This window comes from [Clostridium] aerotolerans DSM 5434, assembly GCF_000687555.1.
GTDB classification, from domain to species: domain Bacteria; phylum Bacillota; class Clostridia; order Lachnospirales; family Lachnospiraceae; genus Lacrimispora; species Lacrimispora aerotolerans.
Genome location: NZ_JHWJ01000011.1, coordinates 19,407 through 37,709 on the forward strand (window position 1 = coordinate 19,407; position 18,303 = coordinate 37,709).

The window sequence follows — 18,303 nt, forward strand, 5'->3', positions numbered from 1 at the left end:
CTAATGTTTATAGTATGACGCTGGCACTGTTGCGTCCTTTTCCCTTTGACTGATAAAGCCCTTCGTCTGCCCGGTTGACTGCCTGCGCATAATCCTCATCCGTATCCTTAAAAAAGGTGATGCCGACAGAGACTGTAATGGACAGCTCTTCTTTGATATCTCCTATCCTTAATTCAGATACCTTAAGAATGAATTTCCGGCAAAAATCCATGGCTGCCTCTTCCCTTAAGCCCTGGAGAAGAAAGACAAATTCGTCCCCGCCCCAGCGGATCACCATATCTGAGCTTCTTAAAAACAACTTCATTTCCGACACGAACAAGGAAAGTACCCGATCTCCGGCGGAATGGCCGTACTTGTCATTAATGCTCTTAAAATGGTCCAGGTCACACATCATAATGCCAGGGCCTGTTCCCATTTGCTTGAATTTATGAAAGGCTCTTGTCAGTTCCTTTACTCCATTCCTTCGAGTGGCTGCACCAGTTAAGGAATCCAGATTCATCTCTGATTCCATCTGCTTTCTGGAATTCCTGTGATACAGATTTTCAATGAGAGAAATAGAGCTTAGGCTGACAGCCAGTATGAGGGCAAATAAAAGCACCAGCGCATAGGTAAGCCTTGATACCATCTGGTTGCTCTCCCGGTCAATCTGATTTAAATAAGGATTTAGGTCATCAAGGTAAATCCCCATGCTGATAACCCAATTATAGTTCTGATACCGCTTGGAATAGACCAGTGTTTTAGCAGCTTCTTTACTATTCCTCCGTTCCACGTAATAGCTGTAAAAAATCTCCCCTTTCTTATTGATTCCATCCAGTTCTTTCTTGTTTGGATAATCACCTTTGCTATCAGGGGTATCCGTGGATAAGTAACTTCCCTCAAGCTCCGGCATATCGGGATAGATTCTGCACACAGCATAGTTTTCCCCACCCTTGTCATTCATAATTTCATTGACACGGATAAAGGAGTTTCCAGCAAACTGTACTCCGCGGATGGTGCTTAAAATATCTGTTTTTACCAAAGATTCTGTGTACTCCTTGGTAACCCCTAAAAAGTAGCGGTATTTTCCATGCATGGCTACCCGATATGCGGTAAAGGTCCCTGCATTGTTATAAACCGTGTCCACCCAGGTCTCATGAGAAAGACCGTAAGGATCATAAACGGCTTTCTGAGCCGAGCCATCCCACAATACCACCATAACATTTTTATAATCCGGATTATTTTGAAAGAAATGGATGAAAAAGTCATGAAATTCCTCATCTGTAATATCCATCTTCACGTCGATGATATCAAAGGTCCTTGCAACGTACTTTTCCACGTTTTTGGACTTGGCAGTCCGTTTCAAGTCGATTTCAGTAACAAGGTTATTGACTGTATCCTTTAAAAAATCCTTTTTTATGCTGCAGATCACATCCCTTGAACTTCCGAGATAGATCTGACCGATCTTATCAATGGAAAACAAATAAAAACATACCATAACCGTACAGATAATACTGCTGATTATGGTTAAAAATATTGCATATTTACGCCGAATAACAAATTCCCCCTTCCCATTGATTTAATCGAATATCTAAAAAAATAAAATCCAAACGGGATCGAATAGGGATAGTATAACACATGGACGAAAAATTGTCTTATTTTATATGGTAAAATTATACTGAAAATAAAAAGAGGGCAATCAGCCCTCTTTTATCCTGCTATAAGGGAAGGACCTGAAAGTAAATTGCCGCCAGCTCTTTTTTTCCCTTACATTTTTTCTTTAACAATTCCGCCATCTTTCCATCCTCACCGTGAGGATTCTCAAACAGAAGCTTCATACCGGTTTTTTTAACAAAAACAAGGCCCTCGTCTTCTGCTGCCTGTTGAAACAGCTCTGCCCGAAGTGGTGTATTGATCACAATCATAATATCTCCTTTACGAAAAGATTCTGCCTGCGGCCAGCATAATGACCGGGATGGTAAACAGGGACAGGCATGTGGTAATGGTAAGCAGCTTTGAAGCATACTGGCTGTTCTTATGATACTGCAGAGCGAACATGGTTCCCATGGCCCCGCTGGGGCAGGCCGCGGCTGCAAGAACCGTAATGGCGATCAAACGGTCTCCATGGAAAAGAAGGAGAATTCCTAAGGTCACAAGGGGGACGAAAATCAGTCTGGCTGCACTTAAGAGATACGTCCTTGGCATTTTTAAAGAGGATATCAGATCACTTTCTGCCAGATTCATACCGGATATCAGCATTGCCATGGGCGTATTCATGTTCCCGATCATCTCCAGTGGAGCTGAAATTACAGTTGGAAACCGGATTCCTGTTATGTAAAAAAGCAGGCCAATTAAAATTGCAGCATTGGAGGGCTGAATAAAATTCTTGACCGCAGCCTTTATATTCTCTGACTTTCCCTTCATTAATATGATTCCATGGGACCATACAAACAGGTTGAACACGGTTATATATGAGGTCATATAAAATACGCCCTCTGAGCCTAAAAGCCCATGAATCAGGGGAATGCCGATGAACCCGCAGTTGGAATAAACAATTGACATTCTCTCTACAGCCATATCCGCCCCCGTTCTGGCCGGGACCACCAGCTTAGATATGGCAATGGCCCCTAAAAAGCTTGCCAGAGACAGGCCGGCGGTGATAAGAAGTCCCATCAGCTTAAGTTTATCAAACTCCATCTGATATGACATAAGAATCACACAGGGAGACACAACATATAAGAGTACGGAGGTCATACGACTTCCAGTGGTGCTGTCTGCCGCCCCTGCCTTTAAAGCACCTGCTCCAATCAGCAGGATGAAAAACATCTCCACAATTTTCTTTGCTGTTAACAATGCCAGATCCATATGCGTTTAACCTGTGCCCCTGACTTTCCTTTCTCAGTCTCCCAATGCCTTTTTCACCTGTGCAATGACCTTTGCTCCATTCATGGTGCCGTAAGCCTGCATATCGATGCATTCAATGATCTTACCGGGGCAGTCCTTTTCCACCTTTGATTTACTAAAGCGGACCTGAGGCCCTAATAATATAATATCTGCATCAGAGCCTTTTTCTCTGGTGCTTGCAAGAGCATATGCATTGATGATACATTCATAATTATCTTTTGCTGCTGCCTCTTTCATCTTATTTACCAGAAGACTGGTTGACATTCCTGCCGCACAAAATAGTACAATGTTTCTCATAAATGACTTCCTTTCTATTACTTCATATTTATTTTTAAGATATCAATCATTTCCTTACAGAGATCCATGACCGTCATGGCATTCATCAGATGATCCTGGGCATGAACCATTAAAAGACCGACTTCCACCTTTTTACCATTCAGTTCATTCTGAATCATCTCCGTCTGAATCTCATGAGCTTCCAGGATTAATTTATCCGCTTCCTCTAATCGCGCCTCTGCCAGTTTAAACTCTCCGTTTTTTGCAGCACGAAGCCCTTCAATGGCAGTGCTTCTGGCATTTCCCGCACTGACTACAAGCTTCATCACAATCATTTCCATATCCATATCAACGAGCCTCTCTCTCTTAACCTGTGATTATGAGTTTCACGTAGGTAACAAGGGTAATTAAAACAATCATGGTCCAAACCCATTGTTCCGATCTCCGGAATTCTGACTTTCTGCTTAAGACACGGTATAATCCAAAGGGGGGAACAAAGATAAGCCAGAAATACGTTTTAATCCTTTCTCTGGTAAAGACTTCTTCCATCACAATCACCTCATGCTCATATTGTATTCTTTTTATTCTTCGGTTTCAATCCTCTGCCGGTTGGATGCAAGCACAAATGGAATGTATACGACAAAGGCAAGGAGGATACAAAGAATCTGGGTTACTGCCGCTCCAATGTTGCCTCCCGAACAAAGGAATGCCATAAGTCCCGGAGGTGTGGTCCAGGGGGCATTGACGACCATTCTGCCTGCAAAGCCAAGATTGGTCATGAGATAGGCAAAGGTCGCGGATACTGCCGGGGCAATCATAAAGGGAATTGCCATAATGGGGTTCATGACCACCGGAAGACCGAAGATGATTGGCTCATTGATGTTAAACAGGGCACATGGTATGGCAAGCTTTGCAATTGCCTTAAAATCGTCCCGTTTTGAGAAGATCATAATGGCAATGATCAGGCCGCCTGTGATGCCAGCTCCCGTAACCGTTGAAAAACAGGACATGAACGGGGTATTGATGATATTGGGTATGGGAGCACCGGCGGCGTAGGCTGCTTCATTTTCTGCAAAGGCTGCTAACAGAATGGGTTCGTACACTGCTTTTGTTACCTGGGTTCCATGAATTCCAAAGGTCCATAGTAAAGTTGTAATAAAGATAAGGGTTATGTATCCGGGAAAGCTTGTGAGGATATTGGACAATGGTCTTTGGATAAATGCAATGATGGCGTTAAAAAGAGACATGCCTGTTACCATCTCAAATACCATGCCGATTCCTGAAACAATAAGAATGGTAATCAGGGACGGAAACAAAATGGTAAAGGAGCGGGCCACATTGGAAGGAACGCTGTCCGGCATATGGATCTCGAACTTACCGCTTTTAACCAGTCTGCAGTAAACTTCTGTGGCTCCCACGGAAGCAAACATGCCTACGAATAAGCCCTGGGCATTGGTGTACATTCTGGCCAGTACATTGGCCACCACCACCTCACTTCCATCTACAGCCTTACCAGATGCGCTGAAGGCACAGAGAGAAATATAAGCGCCAAGTGCCACTACGGGAAGTGCCTTATCCTTAATCCCGTAATACTCTCCAAGCTCCATGGCAATGAGGATTACACAGCCAATGGCAATAAAGTTCATGGTTCCATAGTTGGCAGCCACGAACATGGGATTGAGCTTTCCTAAAAAGCCAAGTCCCGGAACATTGGCTAGGCTTAAAAAGCCTGGGGTGGTACTGCAGATGACATTGGAAAACAGGGTACAGAATGAGCCAATGATAATGATTGGCAGCAGGCTCATAAATGCATTCTTAATGGCTGCCAGATGACGTTGTGTCTGCATGACTCCTGCTGCCGAAAGCAGACCGTTCATAATCTTTTCTTTCATCTCTTCCTCCATATCCACCGCTTTTGGCGGTAATCGTAACCGGTTCTTTATTTGTAATCACATGGTAGCATACTGTAACACGAAACTCCATGTGGTCTTTTTCCATTTTCATAATGGCAACTTTTGCTTCCTTTTTCTGGGAAAGGAACACCACCAGGAAAGTGGAAAAACTGTGCTTGGAGATTGTTTTAAGGCTCTGATATAATGGGTTTATCTTTATTAAAATCATTTTAAGAGGAGGGGTATTTATGAAGCAAATAAAAGCATTTCCAGCTGGTTTTCTCTGGGGAGGGGCGACCGCAGCCAATCAGGTGGAGGGCGGATACCTAGAAGGGGGAAAGGGAATCTCTGTTTCCGACTGCGCGAAAGTTCATTTTGGAACAGACGTTACCAATTATAAGGCCCATAACACCGTCACTTCTAAGGATATCGAAGAAGCACTGAAAAGCGAGGATACGGTATCCTATCCCAAGCGCCATGGCTCTGATTTCTATCATCACTATAAAGAGGATATCAAGCTGTTTGCCGAGATGGGATTTAAGGTTTACCGAATGTCCATCGCATGGTCCAGAATCTTTCCAAATGGGGATGATTTAACGCCCAATGAAGAGGGACTTAAGTTCTATGACAATGTCTTTGACGAGCTTTTAAGGTATGGCATCGAGCCTCTGGTCACCATGTCCCATTATGAGCCGCCCATCAACCTGATCTTAAATTACAAGGGCTGGTACTCCAGGGAGACGGTGGGATTCTTTATCCGGTTCGTTAAAACCATCTGCACCCGCTATAAGGATAAGGTAAGATACTGGCTCACCTTTAATGAGGTGGATTCCATGATCCGCCACCCATTTACCACCGGTGCCTTAATTGAGGACCGCTTTCCCGGACAGAATTTTGAGGAGGTCATCTTCCAGGCCATGCATCACCAGTTCGTGGCTTCCGCCTATGCAACAAAAATCTGCCATGAGACCATACCAAACTCTCTCGTTGGATGTATGCTGACGAAGCTCACCTATTACCCTTATACCTGCAAGCCTGAGGATGTCTTAAAGGCACAGCAGACCATGAGAGGCACTTACTGCTACAGCGATACCCAGGTATTTGGAGAATACCCGGCCTACCTCCTTTCCCGGTTTCAGAATGAGGGCATTCATATCCGCAAGGAAATGGGGGACGATGAGATCATGAAGGCTTATCCCGTTGATTTCGTATCCTTTTCCTACTATAATTCTTCCTGCTCTGCTGAGGATACCAGTGCGCTTAGCCTGACCCCTGGAAACACCATCAACGCCATTAAAAACCCCTATTTGAAGGCTTCCGACTGGGGCTGGCAGATTGATCCGACTGGGCTTCGCATCTCCATGGTAGACCTTTATGACCGTTACCGGAAGCCTCTGTTTATTGTAGAAAACGGTCTGGGTGCAGCGGACGTAATAAAGGAGGACGGCACCATAGATGACACCTACCGGATTGATTACTTTAGAGAGCACCTAAAGGCAGTCTCGGAAGCAATCCAAATCGACGGAGTTGAATGTCTTGGATATACCTCCTGGGGCTGCATTGATCTTGTTTCCGAATCCACCAAGCAGATGTCAAAGCGCTACGGCTTCATCTATGTGGACTGCGACGACTATGGAAAGGGCACTTATGAACGGCTTAAGAAAAAGTCCTTTTACTGGTATAAGAAGGTCATTGAGACCAATGGATTAAGCTTATATGAGGAATAGATTACAGCTCCTTCGGGAGCTGTTTTTCTATCCATGTCATTGCCTCTATAAAGGCATCATAATCCTGCTTTTTAACCAGTTCCTGAATCTCCTTCTGGCTTAGTAAAAATGCGGCAGTCATCTGGTAGAAACGCTGCAGCTCAACGCTGGTATGGTCCTTATTGGCGATGGATACCAGAAACACAGCCCGCACCTTTTGTCCTCCCCAGTCCACAGGCTCATCAAGGATACCAACACAGACAAAGGTCTCCTGGCTGATGGCCTTATAAACGTGGGGCATGGCAACCATATTGCCAAAGGCCGTCTTTGCAAGCCTCTCTCGCTTTAAGACCGATTCATAAAATTCCTGGGGCAGATTCTTTTTCTCCATGACAAAATGACACATGCAGCGAAGCACCTCTTCCTTTGTCCGTAATTTCAGATGAGGGAGAAACATCTCTTTCTCATAGTAATTCATCACAGAAGAGGTCTTTTCCGAGCGAAGGACCTTTTTCACATTGACGATGTCGTTATCGTCGAGGAAATACTGAACCTCCAGGATGGGAAGCGGAACCGGAACCGTAATGGGAACCGTGGTAAAGATATAATCATAATCTGCAAAATCCAATTTATACAGACTGCCAAGGTCACAGGCTGTAATGTTGTTTATGTAATCCTTAAAGTAACTCTGGTATTTGTACTGGAGTAATTTTGCGCTTCCCCGGCCAGAGGAACAGACAAGGAGTATATTTTTCTTCTGAATCTCAGACTTCTTTCTCTCCAGGGCAAGAGCAAAGGCAAAGGCAAAATATGCGATTTCATCCTCGGATAAAAGCACATGAAAGTGTTCATTGATGACTGTGACCCCATTGCTTGCCATGGTGTAGGAAAGGCAGAATTTCTCCTTCACATCACGAAGGAGGGGATTTTTTAAGTTCATATCGTATTTGATTCGGACGCTTAAGGGGACCAGATGCTGGCACAATATCATACGAAGCTCCAAGTCATTTCGGAAATCAAATTTAAACAGATCATAGACCCGTTCCAGCATGGCAGTTACCAGATCATTGATTTCCTGAGTGATGATCATATTTTGTTCTGCCTCATCTCTTGGATAAATAATTTTCTTTCCTGCCAGATGGATGGCAATATAAAAAATCTCTGTCTCTGGAAATGTAATATGAAAGGTGGTCTGAAGGCTCTTTGCAATCTCCGTTGCTATCTGGTATTCCAGACTGTCATCCTTTTGCTCCATATACTCCTTTGGCAGAGGCACATAATGGCATTCCATGATACGGCTGATGGCAATATAAAGATGTACCACCAGGTTTTGATAGGAGGCGCCGGTAATGGTAAAATCATTGCTCTTTAAGACGGAGGATACACAGGCTGCAATTTCGTCCATGCTTTGATTCCCTTTATGAAGCCGTTTTCCGGAAAAGGAAGCAATGCACAGCCTGGCATCGAATTCTCCTCCTTCCAGCTTAATTCCGTAATTGGGCTTTCGAATCACTTTGATATTAAACTGGTTGATGTACTGTTCCACTTCTTTTAAATCTGCGGTTAAGGTACGTTTTGAAATAAACAGGCTTTCGCTTAACTCATCAAGCTTTACATAGGAGGGGCTGTTAAATAAATACTCCAATAGATACTGAATCCGTTCTTCCGAGGTTCCAGGCAGATATTCATCGGAAAGGCGGGAGTATAATTTCTTTTGAAACGATTCAAACTTTTCTTTATCGGTAATATTTAAATAATAGCCAACCCCATACTTAGAAAGAATGGCACCACCACAAGCTTCCATCTCACGGTTCATTTCCTTTAATAAGTTTCTTATGGTCTTCGTTCCCACATGAATCTGCTGTGCAAGATTCTGTGCGGTAACGTATTCTTTGTCTGACAAAATATCAAGGATCTGTCTCTTTCGCCTATCCATATATGTTCACTCCTATCGATTCATGCCAGCTTGCGCTTTTTAGTGGTATCTTGGGACAGGGTATATTATAATCGGATGGATCACCCATAAATCGCCCAAGTTTTTTGTTTATTTCTTACTTATTTTTTATTTAAATATTATTATTTTTATGCATATTCACATAATAACATAGTTTAAATAGCAACTAAATGAATCTTTTTTCCATTTTCATAGTGGTAAACTTTTCCATTTGGTTGCTGTAACTTTTTTGTAACCCCTTAAGCCTGTCCATGAGCTATACTACGTAAGAAGCAAGCTACAAATGAAAGTAAATGAAAAGGAGCAGTGATATGAAACATAATGTTAAAAAGCTTATTCCTCTTTTGCTGACCGGAGCCGTTCTCCTTACGGGCTGCGGCAAAGCAGAAAACCCAAATACCACAAAGAATCAGCCAAAGGATGACGCGGCTTCTGTTGGAGGATTTCTTCCTTCCGGCTCAGAGCTTTTAGTTCCGCAAAAAGCAGGAAAAAAACAGAGCATCTATCTGAATGCACAGGCAGGCGGTGAAAATAAAGAGGCGTTTCTTTTATACCGGAATCCATCAGACAACCGTCAGGCCCATCTTCTCTACCTTACAAAGGATAAGGACAACTGGCAGAAAAAAGAGGACATTGAAACAGGACTCTTAGGCTTTGATACCTTTGAGCTTATTGATCTTGACGGAGATGGAGCGAAGGAAGCTATCGTTGGCGGGGCCATCTCAGAATCAGGGCACGACAACCAGCTTGTAATCTATAAGCTTGAAAAGGATGGGCTTAAAAAGGCTGGAGAATTAAGCTACGACGCCCTTTCCATTGAGGATTATACTGACGATAAGCTTCCTGATCTTATGGCTATAACGAAAAAGCAGGATGAAACAAGGGCAGTTGGACTGTATTCTTATAAAGCTGGTGAACTTACCTTGATCTCTCAGATTGATTTAGACCCTCAGGGCATGTTCGAGCATGCAGCATTTGGAACGTTAGCAGACGGAAAAAAAGCTCTGTTTGCAGACAGCGGCCTTGGTGCCCATTCCATGCTGACAGAAATCATTGTTTACAACAACGGAACTCTTTCAAAGGTAGGAGATTCTTCCGACAGCGTACTTTTAAAGCCGTATCCTCTTTACAGCAGGGACTTGAACGGGGATGGTATTATAGAGGTTGGAGGAATGTACATTCCAAAGGGCTATGAGGACGCTGCCATGGCTGAGATTCCCTTTATTTATACGTATCAGGACTATAAGCTTGACGGAAGCTTTCAGGTGGTGGAAGAACGGTATGCGGATTACGGACAGCATTTTTATATTTCCTTCCCCAAGGAACTTTATGAGGGAGTAACGGTAAAACGACTGGAGAACGGAGTGGAACTTCTTTCCACCCAGGGAGATGCCTTGTTATTCGAAGTAAAATGGGCTTCAAAGGAAGCAGTTCCTGCTGGCGCTATTTTACTTGGCAGCACAAAGGATACCGCCTTCTATACAGAATCAAAGACAGAAACAAAAATACCAGCAAGTGCATTCCATCTGATGGAGGAAGAATTAAACTGAGGTTAAATATATGAAAACAATACTGGTGGTGGAGGATGAGCTGTCCATTCGCAGCTTTGTCTGCCTGAATCTAAGAAAAAAAGGATATCAGGTCTTTGAAGCAGAAACCGGGGAAGATGCCCTGGTTCTATTTCAGGACCAGACCATTCATGTGGTGATCTTAGACATTATGCTTCCTGGCATAGATGGCTTTACTGTCTGTGACGAGATGAGAAGTCTAAATCCCACCGCAGGAATTATCATGCTCACCGCCCGCTCCCAGGATGAAGATAAGGTGAAGGGGCTGCTTCTGGGCGCCGATGATTACCTGACAAAGCCCTTTCAGATGAGCGAGCTGGAGGCAAGGATTCTTTCTCTCTTACGGCGCTTATCCCATGGGTTGGAAAAAGAGACATCCGGGGTCATGGTTTCCGGCTCCTTTTCTCTTGACAGCCTTCGGAATAAGTTAACTCATTCAGGAACTGAAATCAGGATTACACCTACCGAAGCCTGTCTTTTGCAGTTTTTAATCTCCAATAAAAACAAAGGATTTACCAGAGATGAGATTCTCGACCAGGTCTGGGGCACCAACTATTTGGGTGACCCCAAGGTGGTGGATGTAAACATACGGAGAATCCGCAGAAAGATAGAACCGGACCCGAAAAACCCCAGGTATTTATGTACGGAATGGGGCTACGGATATTTGTGGAAGGAGTAAGCCCATGAAGCGTAAGGTAGTCTCTTATTTCATGCTTTTGACCATTTTGACCCTGACTCTTGTTATGGTGTGTTTTGGGTTTGGTATGAGGCGGTATTTTTATCAGGAGCTTTCTAACAGCGTAACGAGCCATACGGAAGCGGTTCCTTTTGTATGGGCCGAGCTTGGGGAGTTTACCAGTGAGGATTTAATCAGAAAAAGTGATGAGGTGATAAAGGCGTACCAGATGGAAGGAACCAGTCTTACTCTTCTTACGAGAAAAGGTGACCCCATTCAATCCACCACCGGCTATCTGGAAGATCATAAGGTCTCCATAGATTCCAGAGTCTTATCCTTTGAAACAGTATACAAAATACAAGAACCCTTGGGAAAAAGAACCATGGCGGTATATACCCCTCTTCTATACCACGGGCAAACGGTAGGGGTCTTAAAGTATGAAATATCTCTGGCAAAGACCGATGAAAGAATCTTCACCCTGTTATCCTGGGGCCTTGCTGCCTGTCTCATGGTGGCTTTTGTTGCATTTCTGGTAAGCCTTCGTCTTGGAAATTCCATTGTATTGCCTTTAAAAAACATTATCAAGCTGACAAAGCGGATGGCAGAAGGTAATTATGAGGAAAAGATTCAGGAAGAATACCCTTATGAAGCCGGGGAGCTGGTGCAGATGCTTAACTATATGGCAGATGAGATTACAAAATCAGACCGGATGAAAAATGATTTTATCTCCTCCATATCCCATGAGTTAAGAACTCCCCTTACAGGAATCAAGGGCTGGGCGGAGACCATAAAGGATCCGGATGGAGTTACAGAAGAAGAGATGAAGTTCGGACTTAAAATTATAGAGGAGGAAACAGAGCGTCTCATCCGTATGGTGGAAAGCCTCCTTGACTTTTCCAGATACCAGTCTGACCGCATGGTGTTATCTCTTTCCCCGCTGTCTTTTGACCAGTTGGTTGAAAAGGTTTCTATGGAGCTTAGTAAGAAAGCGGAGAAAAAGGGCATCCGCCTGATCATAGAGTTAACGCCTGCAAGGATACAGGGGGACTGGGATAAATTAAAACAGGTGGTCATCAATGTTTTAGACAATGGAATCAAGTTTTCAGAACAGAAAGGTGAGATTTACATCACTATGACAGCCTCAGACGACTGGGTGAGTCTGGTAATCCGGGATACCGGAATCGGGGTTAGAAAAGAACATTTAAAATACATTACCCATTCCTTTTTTAAGGCGGATAAACGGTCGCCGGGGGAAGGACTTGGGCTTGCTATCTCTCAGAAAATCATGGTGCTTCACGGAGGCAGCCTTTCCATTGAAAGTGAATATGGAAAGGGCACCTCAGTCACCATGAAGCTTCCACTTATAAAGGATTAATATGTTTCCTTGTGAACTCGATTAAAATCTGCATCCTCATCTTCATAGGGAGCCCGTTCCTCTGCCTTATGTCCAATGGCAAGAAGACAGGAAACGCCGTATTTCTCAGGGATGTTAAGGACCTCTCTTACCGCTGCTTCCGAATCTCCGTTGGCGCTCTGGCGGCATCTCATCTGGATCCATACAGAGCCAAGTGACAGGTTTTCTGCCACCAGCTGCATCATGGTGGCAGCGATGGAAGCGTCCTCTGCCCATACATCACTCTTTTCACTGTCAGCAATCACGGCAATGACAACAGGAGCCGTAGCAAGGCCAATGGTTCCCATATTCTTGCATTCCTTTAATTTCTTTATAGTTTCCGGGTCTTTGACTACAATGAATTCCACAGGCTTCTTATTCTTTGACGATGGGGCAAAGAGTCCTGCTTTTAATATCTCATCAAGGTTTTGGTCTGATACCTCTTCCTCCTTAAATTTTCTAATGGATCTTCTCTTTTTGATTATTTCAAGCATTTCAGCAGACATATGACTTCTCCTTCCTTTTCTTAATTATTTAAGTACTCTATAACACCTTCCCAAACATCCTTGGAATCTGATGTATATTGTTTTTTTCTGGGTTCCTTTAACGCCAGGCGGTTCATCTTCTTGATATCATAGCCGTCCTTTAGAATTATGGATTTCATGATACCAGGAAGTATGGCCTTTCGGTGGCAGGCATAGACACATTTTAAGCACCACATACACCGCCAGCCAAATTTCGGTCTCCCGTTTTCCATACGAATATTCTTTTTGGGGCAGTTCTTTACGCACAAGCCGCATTGGTTGCAGTCACTGGTTGCGTATAGCTTCTTCCCAAATAACCTCCCTCCCAGATGCTCCATTACCCCAAAGGCAGTGATGAACTTATCTTTCGTCTTTGGCACCGTAAGCCGCTTCTTTCCTTCCAGAAGATCATTGCTTATTGTCTCGATCTTATGGGGAAGAACAGTTAAGAGAGCCAGGTTTAGGGGCGGCTCTACCTGAGTCTGGAAGTTTGATGGCATCATCAGCATGTTTTCATAGACAACCTCATAGCCCCTCCGCGTTAAGTACTTTTTGGCAGGGACACGGCAGGCCGTATTGGGGGATACTTCCCCTCCTCCGGAAACGGAAATAACAGCCGCATGCCTGTGATTTCCATTGGGAAGCTTATTGATCCATCGCTCTGTTAGTTCTGCCAGACGAAAGGCATAAACAGGAGACATGATAAGAAGCAGATCCGATTCCTCGATTTTAAGAGGAGATACCTTGGCTATATTCTTTTTTTGTACTTTAACTCCTTTTTCAGTAAGCTGGCGTTCCAGATACTCCGCCGCAAGCTCTGTACCGCCTGTTCCTGAGAAGCAGGCAATGGTTACCGTGTTATATTCCATCTTTCTCCTCCATGTTGAATCCCTATCATATAATTTTAATTGTGACCGCATACATTAGTAATAAATTTCTTAACAGCAGGAGCCTATTATGAGTGACTTAACCGGCGGTGCTAACAGCACCTTATCCCAAAATGGAAATGTCATGCAGATCCAGAATGCACTGGTGGAAGAAGTCTATACCCCAGACAGCAGAACCGGATACGTGAGAATTTCCTATTCGTTTCCAGGAGAACGGGAGATGGTATTTACCAATCTGCTACAATTAAATGTAAACTGGAACACCATTTTGATCAATCAATATAATGAATCCATCAGCCTATGCAGGATTTTAAAGGGAATGACCATCAACGCCTGGTTCTCCCCTGACTTTACGGATTCCAACCCTCCCCAGTCCAATGCCTATCGGGTTGTGGCATTTCTTCCGGCCCCTAATGTCCGCGTTCTCGTGGATCGGATTGCTTCCATAGATGCCCAAAATGGATTTCTTTATGTAGGAAACCCGAACAATATGGCGGACCAGATTCGGTTCATCATCTCCAACATGACCCAGATCCTGGATCAGAATAACAATCCCATTCCTCTTAATATACTGCAGCCCGGTCAAATGATCCGCGTGGAATACGGAGATTTCGAGACCGCCAGTATTCCTCCCCAGACACCAGCTTTTTTAATCAAGATGGTTACATACTGACGCTGGATGAGTGGCAGGCGCTTGACCCGTTTATACTCATTATAAGAGACTCGTGATCTTAATTCAATATAAAAACAACCTGCCGGAAAAATACCACATTTCCTACAAAAAGGAGACGGGTATTAACCGGCAGGTTTTTTATATCTGATAATATATCTTATTCTACATCAAAGCCTCTTCCAATGATGCTGTTGCTTCTGCTGGCGCAGATAAAGCTGTCATCATGAAAGGATTTCACATAATCTCTTATGGCAATCAGCTCCTGCTGATTTAACACGGACTGAATCAGCATCTTCTTTTTTACATTGGAGGTATCCATTCCCTGTATAAATGTAGCACCGCGCTTTAACTCATCCTGGATAAACTGAGTGATCTCTAAATACTGGTCTGACATAATGCTCACATTATAGTATTTCTCAAAGCCGATGATCAGCTTATCTGTTACCGCACTCTGTACAAAGGTACAGATCAGGGAGTAAATGATCATGGTCACATTTCCGTATATGATAGAGGAACAAATAACTACCGTATTGAGAATGAGATAATAGGTTCCTATTGAAATTCCTTTTTTCTCTTTTAAGTAAAGAGCTACGATGGATTCCGGGCCATTGGCTACTCTCTGCTTCATAATGATTCCGCCTGCAATACCGCCTACCAGGCCGCCGCTGACGGCTGCTGCGATGGGGTCGGTCAGAAGGGGTGGAAGATAGCGGTTTACAATGCCTACATAAAAGGTAAACATGAGATAACTGAATCCGGCATAAAATATCTGTTTCTTATTATAGCTGAAAAACGACCAGATAAAGATCGGCAGAGCCATAAATATAAGAAGCATCTGAACATCAGCTCCGGTCAAACGGTTGATCACTGCTGCCAGCCCTCCGATTCCGGTCGCTACCAAATCATTGGCATTGAGTATCTGACAATACGCACATGCTGAAATAAACTGCCCCACTGCAATCCAAAATAGCTTTTTTTTCATTGCTTTTCTCCTCACAAAGTACAAAAACCCTTTTCTTGTTCTGTATTTTCTAGCATCACATCGACCATTATTATATAGAGTTCATACCCGTTTCGCAACTACATTTATTTGACCTATTTTGAACCATTTTCAATTTATAGGTGAAACCATGTTGTATTTTCTAAATATTGACAATTCCATCGGATCGATGTTTACAAATCAGGAGATGGCTATGGTTATAAAATCTAAAAAACCGGAGCAGATAGTAAAAAAGTTTGTAAGTATTGTTAAATAATTAACCGATGGTATCTTCTACAAAATCTCCTCGTTTTTCCACGATTTCATAACCAATGGAGGAGACACGGTTTCTTAAGCACATGTTACATTCTGCGGCCTCTTCCCCGGTACAGATCTTATTGTCATAGAGATCGTATTTTTTCCGGACTCCAATGGGGGAAAGATTGGGCATCAGTACGTTAGACCCGGATAAAATTCCTTTTTCTCTTCCCTTTTTATCAAGAGTCCCAAGAGCCGTGGTGGACGGAAGAAGTGCATTTGGAAGCATAAGCCTTAAGATTCCGATGAGAAACAAGGTCAGATCCACGCTTCCTGCCGGGAAATCTCCAAACTGTGTATCTTTATGGGGGATAAAGGGGCCGATTCCTACCATCTGAGGGGATAACTCTTTAATAAAGGCAAGATCCTTTGCCAGGCATTCGGTCGTCTGGTAGGGAGAGCCTACCATAAAACCGGTTCCCACCTGATAGCCAATTCGTTTTAAGTTACGTAGGCATTCCTTTCTGTTTTCCAGAGAAAGGGACTCTGGATGCAGCTTTTTATAATGCTCTTCGTCAGCCGTCTCGTGGCGGAGAAGGTAGCGGTCAGCCCCGGCTTCATGATACTTTAAGTACTGGTCATACGTTTTTTCTCCGATGGAAAGGGTAATGGCGCAGTCAGGGTAACCTTCCCGGATGGATTTTATAATATCTACCATAATTTCATCGGTATAGTAGGGGTCTTCTCCTCCCTGAAGCACAAAGGTACGAAAGCCTAACTCATGTCCTGTTTTACAGCAGGAAAGAATCTCTTCCTTACTTAAGCGGTAACGGTCCGCATTGCCGTTTCCTCTTCGGATACCGCAGTAAAAGCAGTCATTTTTACAGTAATTGGTGAATTCGATCAGTCCACGAATATAAACTTCCTTGTCAAAATATTTCTGGCTGTAGGTTCTTGCAAGGGAAAACAGGTAATCGCTTGTCTCCTGGTCGTGATTCTCCAGCAAATAAACAAACTCTTCCTTGGTAAGGTTGTGTGTCTCATACAGTTTATCGATTAAGTGTTTCATATTCCTTACTCCTTATCATTCTAGATTTCAATCTTCATGCCGTCATAAGCAAATTCTATGGCCTCATACTTTTTCTCCAGGCACTTATAATCGTCGTAGCTTTTGCCCCAGTCTTCTTCCAGATGAGTGATGATGACCCGTTTGATCTTATATTTTTCCTGAATGGCTATAATCTCTTCCATAACAAAAAGTTCCGTTCGAAGGCTGTTACTCTCCTCCAGGACAAAGCCGTCCTTTAACACGTCCCCTATTATGGTGTTTCCAATTATAAGGCAATCCGCCTCATAAAAGCTTTCAGACTCTGGAAATGGCTTTACATCACAGGGAGCGTAGATTAACTTTTTATCCCCCTCTGTAAAAACAAAAACAGTTACATCTCCCTTATCATCCACTGGTACTAAATCTACATGAATGCCGTTTATATTAAGTTCATGAAGCGGCTGCTCCGTTATGAGATTTAAGGACTTATAATAGGAAAGCATGGAACCATATGCAGTCCTCTGGCTTTCTAAATCTTTAAGCACCTTAGGCAGAGCCCCTACCACAATGGGATTTTTACAGCCTTCCCCCATTGAGGCAGCCAGCCAGTCAAGGCGAAGCTGTTCCATGACCCGCATTCCCATGGTATGATCCGGGTCGATGTGGCTATATAGAATATAATCTATGGACTCCACATTCCCACGGTTCAACGCCTGGACGATATCCTCCGGGGTATCTACCAGAACATGAATATCCTCTGCATAGAGGCTGCAGCCGCATCTTGCATAGGGCACTCCTTTTACTCTGGCCTCTCTGCAGACCCGGCATTTGCATAAGGGCCTTGGTATACTTACGCAGCCTCCGGAACCGATGATGTTAAATTTCATATACCCTCTCCCATCTAATCTTTCGTCTAAATACTTCTTCTATATTATGTGGTATTTTTCCATGAGCCGGACCGCGGAGGTTGCCATCTGGGCTGTCATGCCCCATATGGTGGTGTCCTCATACTGATAAAATGATATGGCATGGTTTCCCTTGACCCAGGGGTATTCCATGCCGCCTGGAATCCATTCGTAAGGAAAATCCTCTGGAGGCTCCTGAATCAACTGACTGGTGTAGGTCTTTGGCGGATTGGACCGAAAAAAATCAAGGGGCACTTTTATGACTGTCTGTACCTCATCCGTACTAAAGGTATCCTTATAATCCTTTATGGTGCCGATAAAGGGCTGAATCATCAGATTAAAGGGAGACAGATAGATATCCCCAGGTCCCAATACTTTAATCTGTTTCCGCTGCACAAGAAGCTCTTCCATGGTCTCTCTGACGGCACACGCCTTTAAGGATTCTCCCTGTTCCAGTTTTCCTCCCGGAAAACAGATTTCTCCAGGCTGGTGCTTTAGCTTTCCTGATCTTTTTTCAAATAGTAAATGAGGAATTCCTGAAACCTCAATTAAAGGAATCAGGACTGCATACTTACGGAAGGCTTCCTCTCCTATGATGCCTGGTCTCCTGACGGAAATACCTTTCTTCTTCAAAGCAAACTCCTCCTGTTCTTCCATATTCCTGATTAAATTTTACCGCACATT

20 protein-coding genes are annotated in these 18,303 nt (G+C 43.7%); 5 read left to right on the forward strand and 15 right to left on the reverse strand.

Going from position 1 to position 18,303, the window contains the following annotated elements; genetic code table 11:
• Positions 1-7 precede the first annotated feature (7 nt).
• From T546_RS0114655 to T546_RS25575, 8 genes are all read right to left on the reverse strand, one after another.
• Positions 8-1,474: a sensor domain-containing diguanylate cyclase gene (locus T546_RS0114655; RefSeq protein WP_084326431.1), complete on the reverse strand. Its 1,467-nt coding sequence runs from the start codon at positions 1,472-1,474 to the stop codon at positions 8-10.
• Between the two features lie 220 nt (positions 1,475-1,694).
• A complete protein-coding gene (locus T546_RS0114660) occupies positions 1,695-1,901 on the reverse strand; it encodes a hypothetical protein (RefSeq protein WP_026892257.1) in 207 nt (68 codons plus the stop codon).
• 10 nt (positions 1,902-1,911) lie between these two features.
• The gene (locus T546_RS0114665; RefSeq protein ID WP_026892258.1) at positions 1,912-2,841 is read right to left on the reverse strand and encodes an AEC family transporter; all 930 of its coding nucleotides are present in this window, start codon (positions 2,839-2,841) and stop codon (positions 1,912-1,914) included.
• Positions 2,842-2,874: 33 nt separating this feature from the next.
• Positions 2,875-3,177, reverse strand: coding sequence for a PTS sugar transporter subunit IIB (locus tag T546_RS0114670; protein ID WP_026892259.1), 303 nt, complete (start codon positions 3,175-3,177; stop codon positions 2,875-2,877).
• 17 nt (positions 3,178-3,194) lie between these two features.
• On the reverse strand, positions 3,195-3,503 hold the full coding sequence (locus T546_RS0114675) for a PTS lactose/cellobiose transporter subunit IIA (RefSeq protein WP_026892260.1): 309 nt from the start codon (positions 3,501-3,503) through the stop codon (positions 3,195-3,197).
• Between the two features lie 19 nt (positions 3,504-3,522).
• Positions 3,523-3,708, reverse strand: a complete 186-nt coding sequence (locus T546_RS0114680) for a hypothetical protein (protein WP_156951346.1) — start codon at positions 3,706-3,708, stop codon at positions 3,523-3,525.
• A 29-nt stretch (positions 3,709-3,737) separates the two neighbouring features.
• Positions 3,738-5,048 carry a PTS sugar transporter subunit IIC gene (locus T546_RS0114685; protein WP_026892262.1) on the reverse strand — a complete coding sequence of 437 codons (1,311 nt, stop codon included), beginning with the start codon at positions 5,046-5,048 and terminating at the stop codon, positions 3,738-3,740.
• Positions 4,972-5,277, reverse strand: coding sequence for a hypothetical protein (locus T546_RS25575; RefSeq protein WP_166429823.1), 306 nt, complete (start codon positions 5,275-5,277; stop codon positions 4,972-4,974). Before T546_RS25575 ends, T546_RS0114685 begins: the two co-directional genes overlap by 77 nt.
• Before the next feature lie 28 nt (positions 5,278-5,305).
• Here T546_RS25575 and T546_RS0114690 point away from each other — a divergent pair, with 28 nt between their 5' ends.
• A complete protein-coding gene (locus T546_RS0114690; RefSeq protein ID WP_026892263.1) occupies positions 5,306-6,775 on the forward strand; it encodes a family 1 glycosylhydrolase in 1,470 nt (489 codons plus the stop codon).
• 1 nt (position 6,776) lies between these two features.
• Here the strand turns inward: T546_RS0114690 and T546_RS0114695 are convergent, their stop codons facing one another.
• Positions 6,777-8,690: a BglG family transcription antiterminator gene (locus T546_RS0114695; RefSeq protein WP_026892264.1), complete on the reverse strand. Its 1,914-nt coding sequence runs from the start codon at positions 8,688-8,690 to the stop codon at positions 6,777-6,779.
• A 329-nt stretch (positions 8,691-9,019) separates the two neighbouring features.
• Here T546_RS0114695 and T546_RS0114700 point away from each other — a divergent pair, with 329 nt between their 5' ends.
• Genes T546_RS0114700 through T546_RS0114710 form a run of 3 tightly spaced genes read left to right on the forward strand, consistent with a single transcriptional unit; the run spans position 9,020 to position 12,327 of the window.
• Positions 9,020-10,258, forward strand: a complete 1,239-nt coding sequence (locus tag T546_RS0114700; protein ID WP_026892265.1) for a hypothetical protein — start codon at positions 9,020-9,022, stop codon at positions 10,256-10,258.
• A gap of 10 nt (positions 10,259-10,268) precedes the next feature.
• On the forward strand, positions 10,269-10,955 hold the full coding sequence (locus tag T546_RS0114705) for a response regulator transcription factor (RefSeq protein ID WP_026892266.1): 687 nt from the start codon (positions 10,269-10,271) through the stop codon (positions 10,953-10,955).
• A 4-nt stretch (positions 10,956-10,959) separates the two neighbouring features.
• Positions 10,960-12,327: a sensor histidine kinase gene (locus T546_RS0114710; protein ID WP_026892267.1), complete on the forward strand. Its 1,368-nt coding sequence runs from the start codon at positions 10,960-10,962 to the stop codon at positions 12,325-12,327.
• Here T546_RS0114710 and T546_RS0114715 read toward each other — a convergent pair.
• Both T546_RS0114715 and T546_RS0114720 read right to left on the reverse strand, forming a co-directional pair.
• Positions 12,324-12,851 carry a nitroreductase family protein gene (locus T546_RS0114715; protein WP_242842243.1) on the reverse strand — a complete coding sequence of 176 codons (528 nt, stop codon included), beginning with the start codon at positions 12,849-12,851 and terminating at the stop codon, positions 12,324-12,326. The two genes, T546_RS0114710 and T546_RS0114715, sit on opposite strands and share 4 nt — an antisense overlap.
• Positions 12,852-12,871: 20 nt before the next feature.
• Positions 12,872-13,738: an EFR1 family ferrodoxin gene (locus T546_RS0114720; protein ID WP_026892269.1), complete on the reverse strand. Its 867-nt coding sequence runs from the start codon at positions 13,736-13,738 to the stop codon at positions 12,872-12,874.
• An 88-nt stretch (positions 13,739-13,826) separates the two neighbouring features.
• Here T546_RS0114720 and T546_RS0114725 point away from each other — a divergent pair, with 88 nt between their 5' ends.
• Complete coding sequence (locus T546_RS0114725; protein ID WP_026892270.1) at positions 13,827-14,429, forward strand: hypothetical protein; 603 nt, start codon at positions 13,827-13,829, stop codon at positions 14,427-14,429.
• A 157-nt stretch (positions 14,430-14,586) separates the two neighbouring features.
• Here the strand turns inward: T546_RS0114725 and T546_RS0114730 are convergent, their stop codons facing one another.
• The 4 genes from T546_RS0114730 to T546_RS0114750 form a co-directional block, all read right to left on the reverse strand.
• A complete protein-coding gene (locus tag T546_RS0114730) occupies positions 14,587-15,411 on the reverse strand; it encodes a YitT family protein (protein ID WP_026892271.1) in 825 nt (274 codons plus the stop codon).
• Between the two features lie 274 nt (positions 15,412-15,685).
• The gene (hydE, locus tag T546_RS0114740) at positions 15,686-16,735 is read right to left on the reverse strand and encodes a [FeFe] hydrogenase H-cluster radical SAM maturase HydE (RefSeq protein ID WP_026892272.1); all 1,050 of its coding nucleotides are present in this window, start codon (positions 16,733-16,735) and stop codon (positions 15,686-15,688) included.
• A 20-nt stretch (positions 16,736-16,755) separates the two neighbouring features.
• Positions 16,756-17,601: an MBL fold metallo-hydrolase gene (locus tag T546_RS0114745; protein ID WP_026892273.1), complete on the reverse strand. Its 846-nt coding sequence runs from the start codon at positions 17,599-17,601 to the stop codon at positions 16,756-16,758.
• 39 nt (positions 17,602-17,640) lie between these two features.
• Positions 17,641-18,252 (reverse strand): NUDIX hydrolase, encoded by a 612-nt coding sequence (locus T546_RS0114750; protein WP_026892274.1) that lies wholly within the window; start codon positions 18,250-18,252, stop codon positions 17,641-17,643.
• Positions 18,253-18,303: the final 51 nt, after the last annotated feature.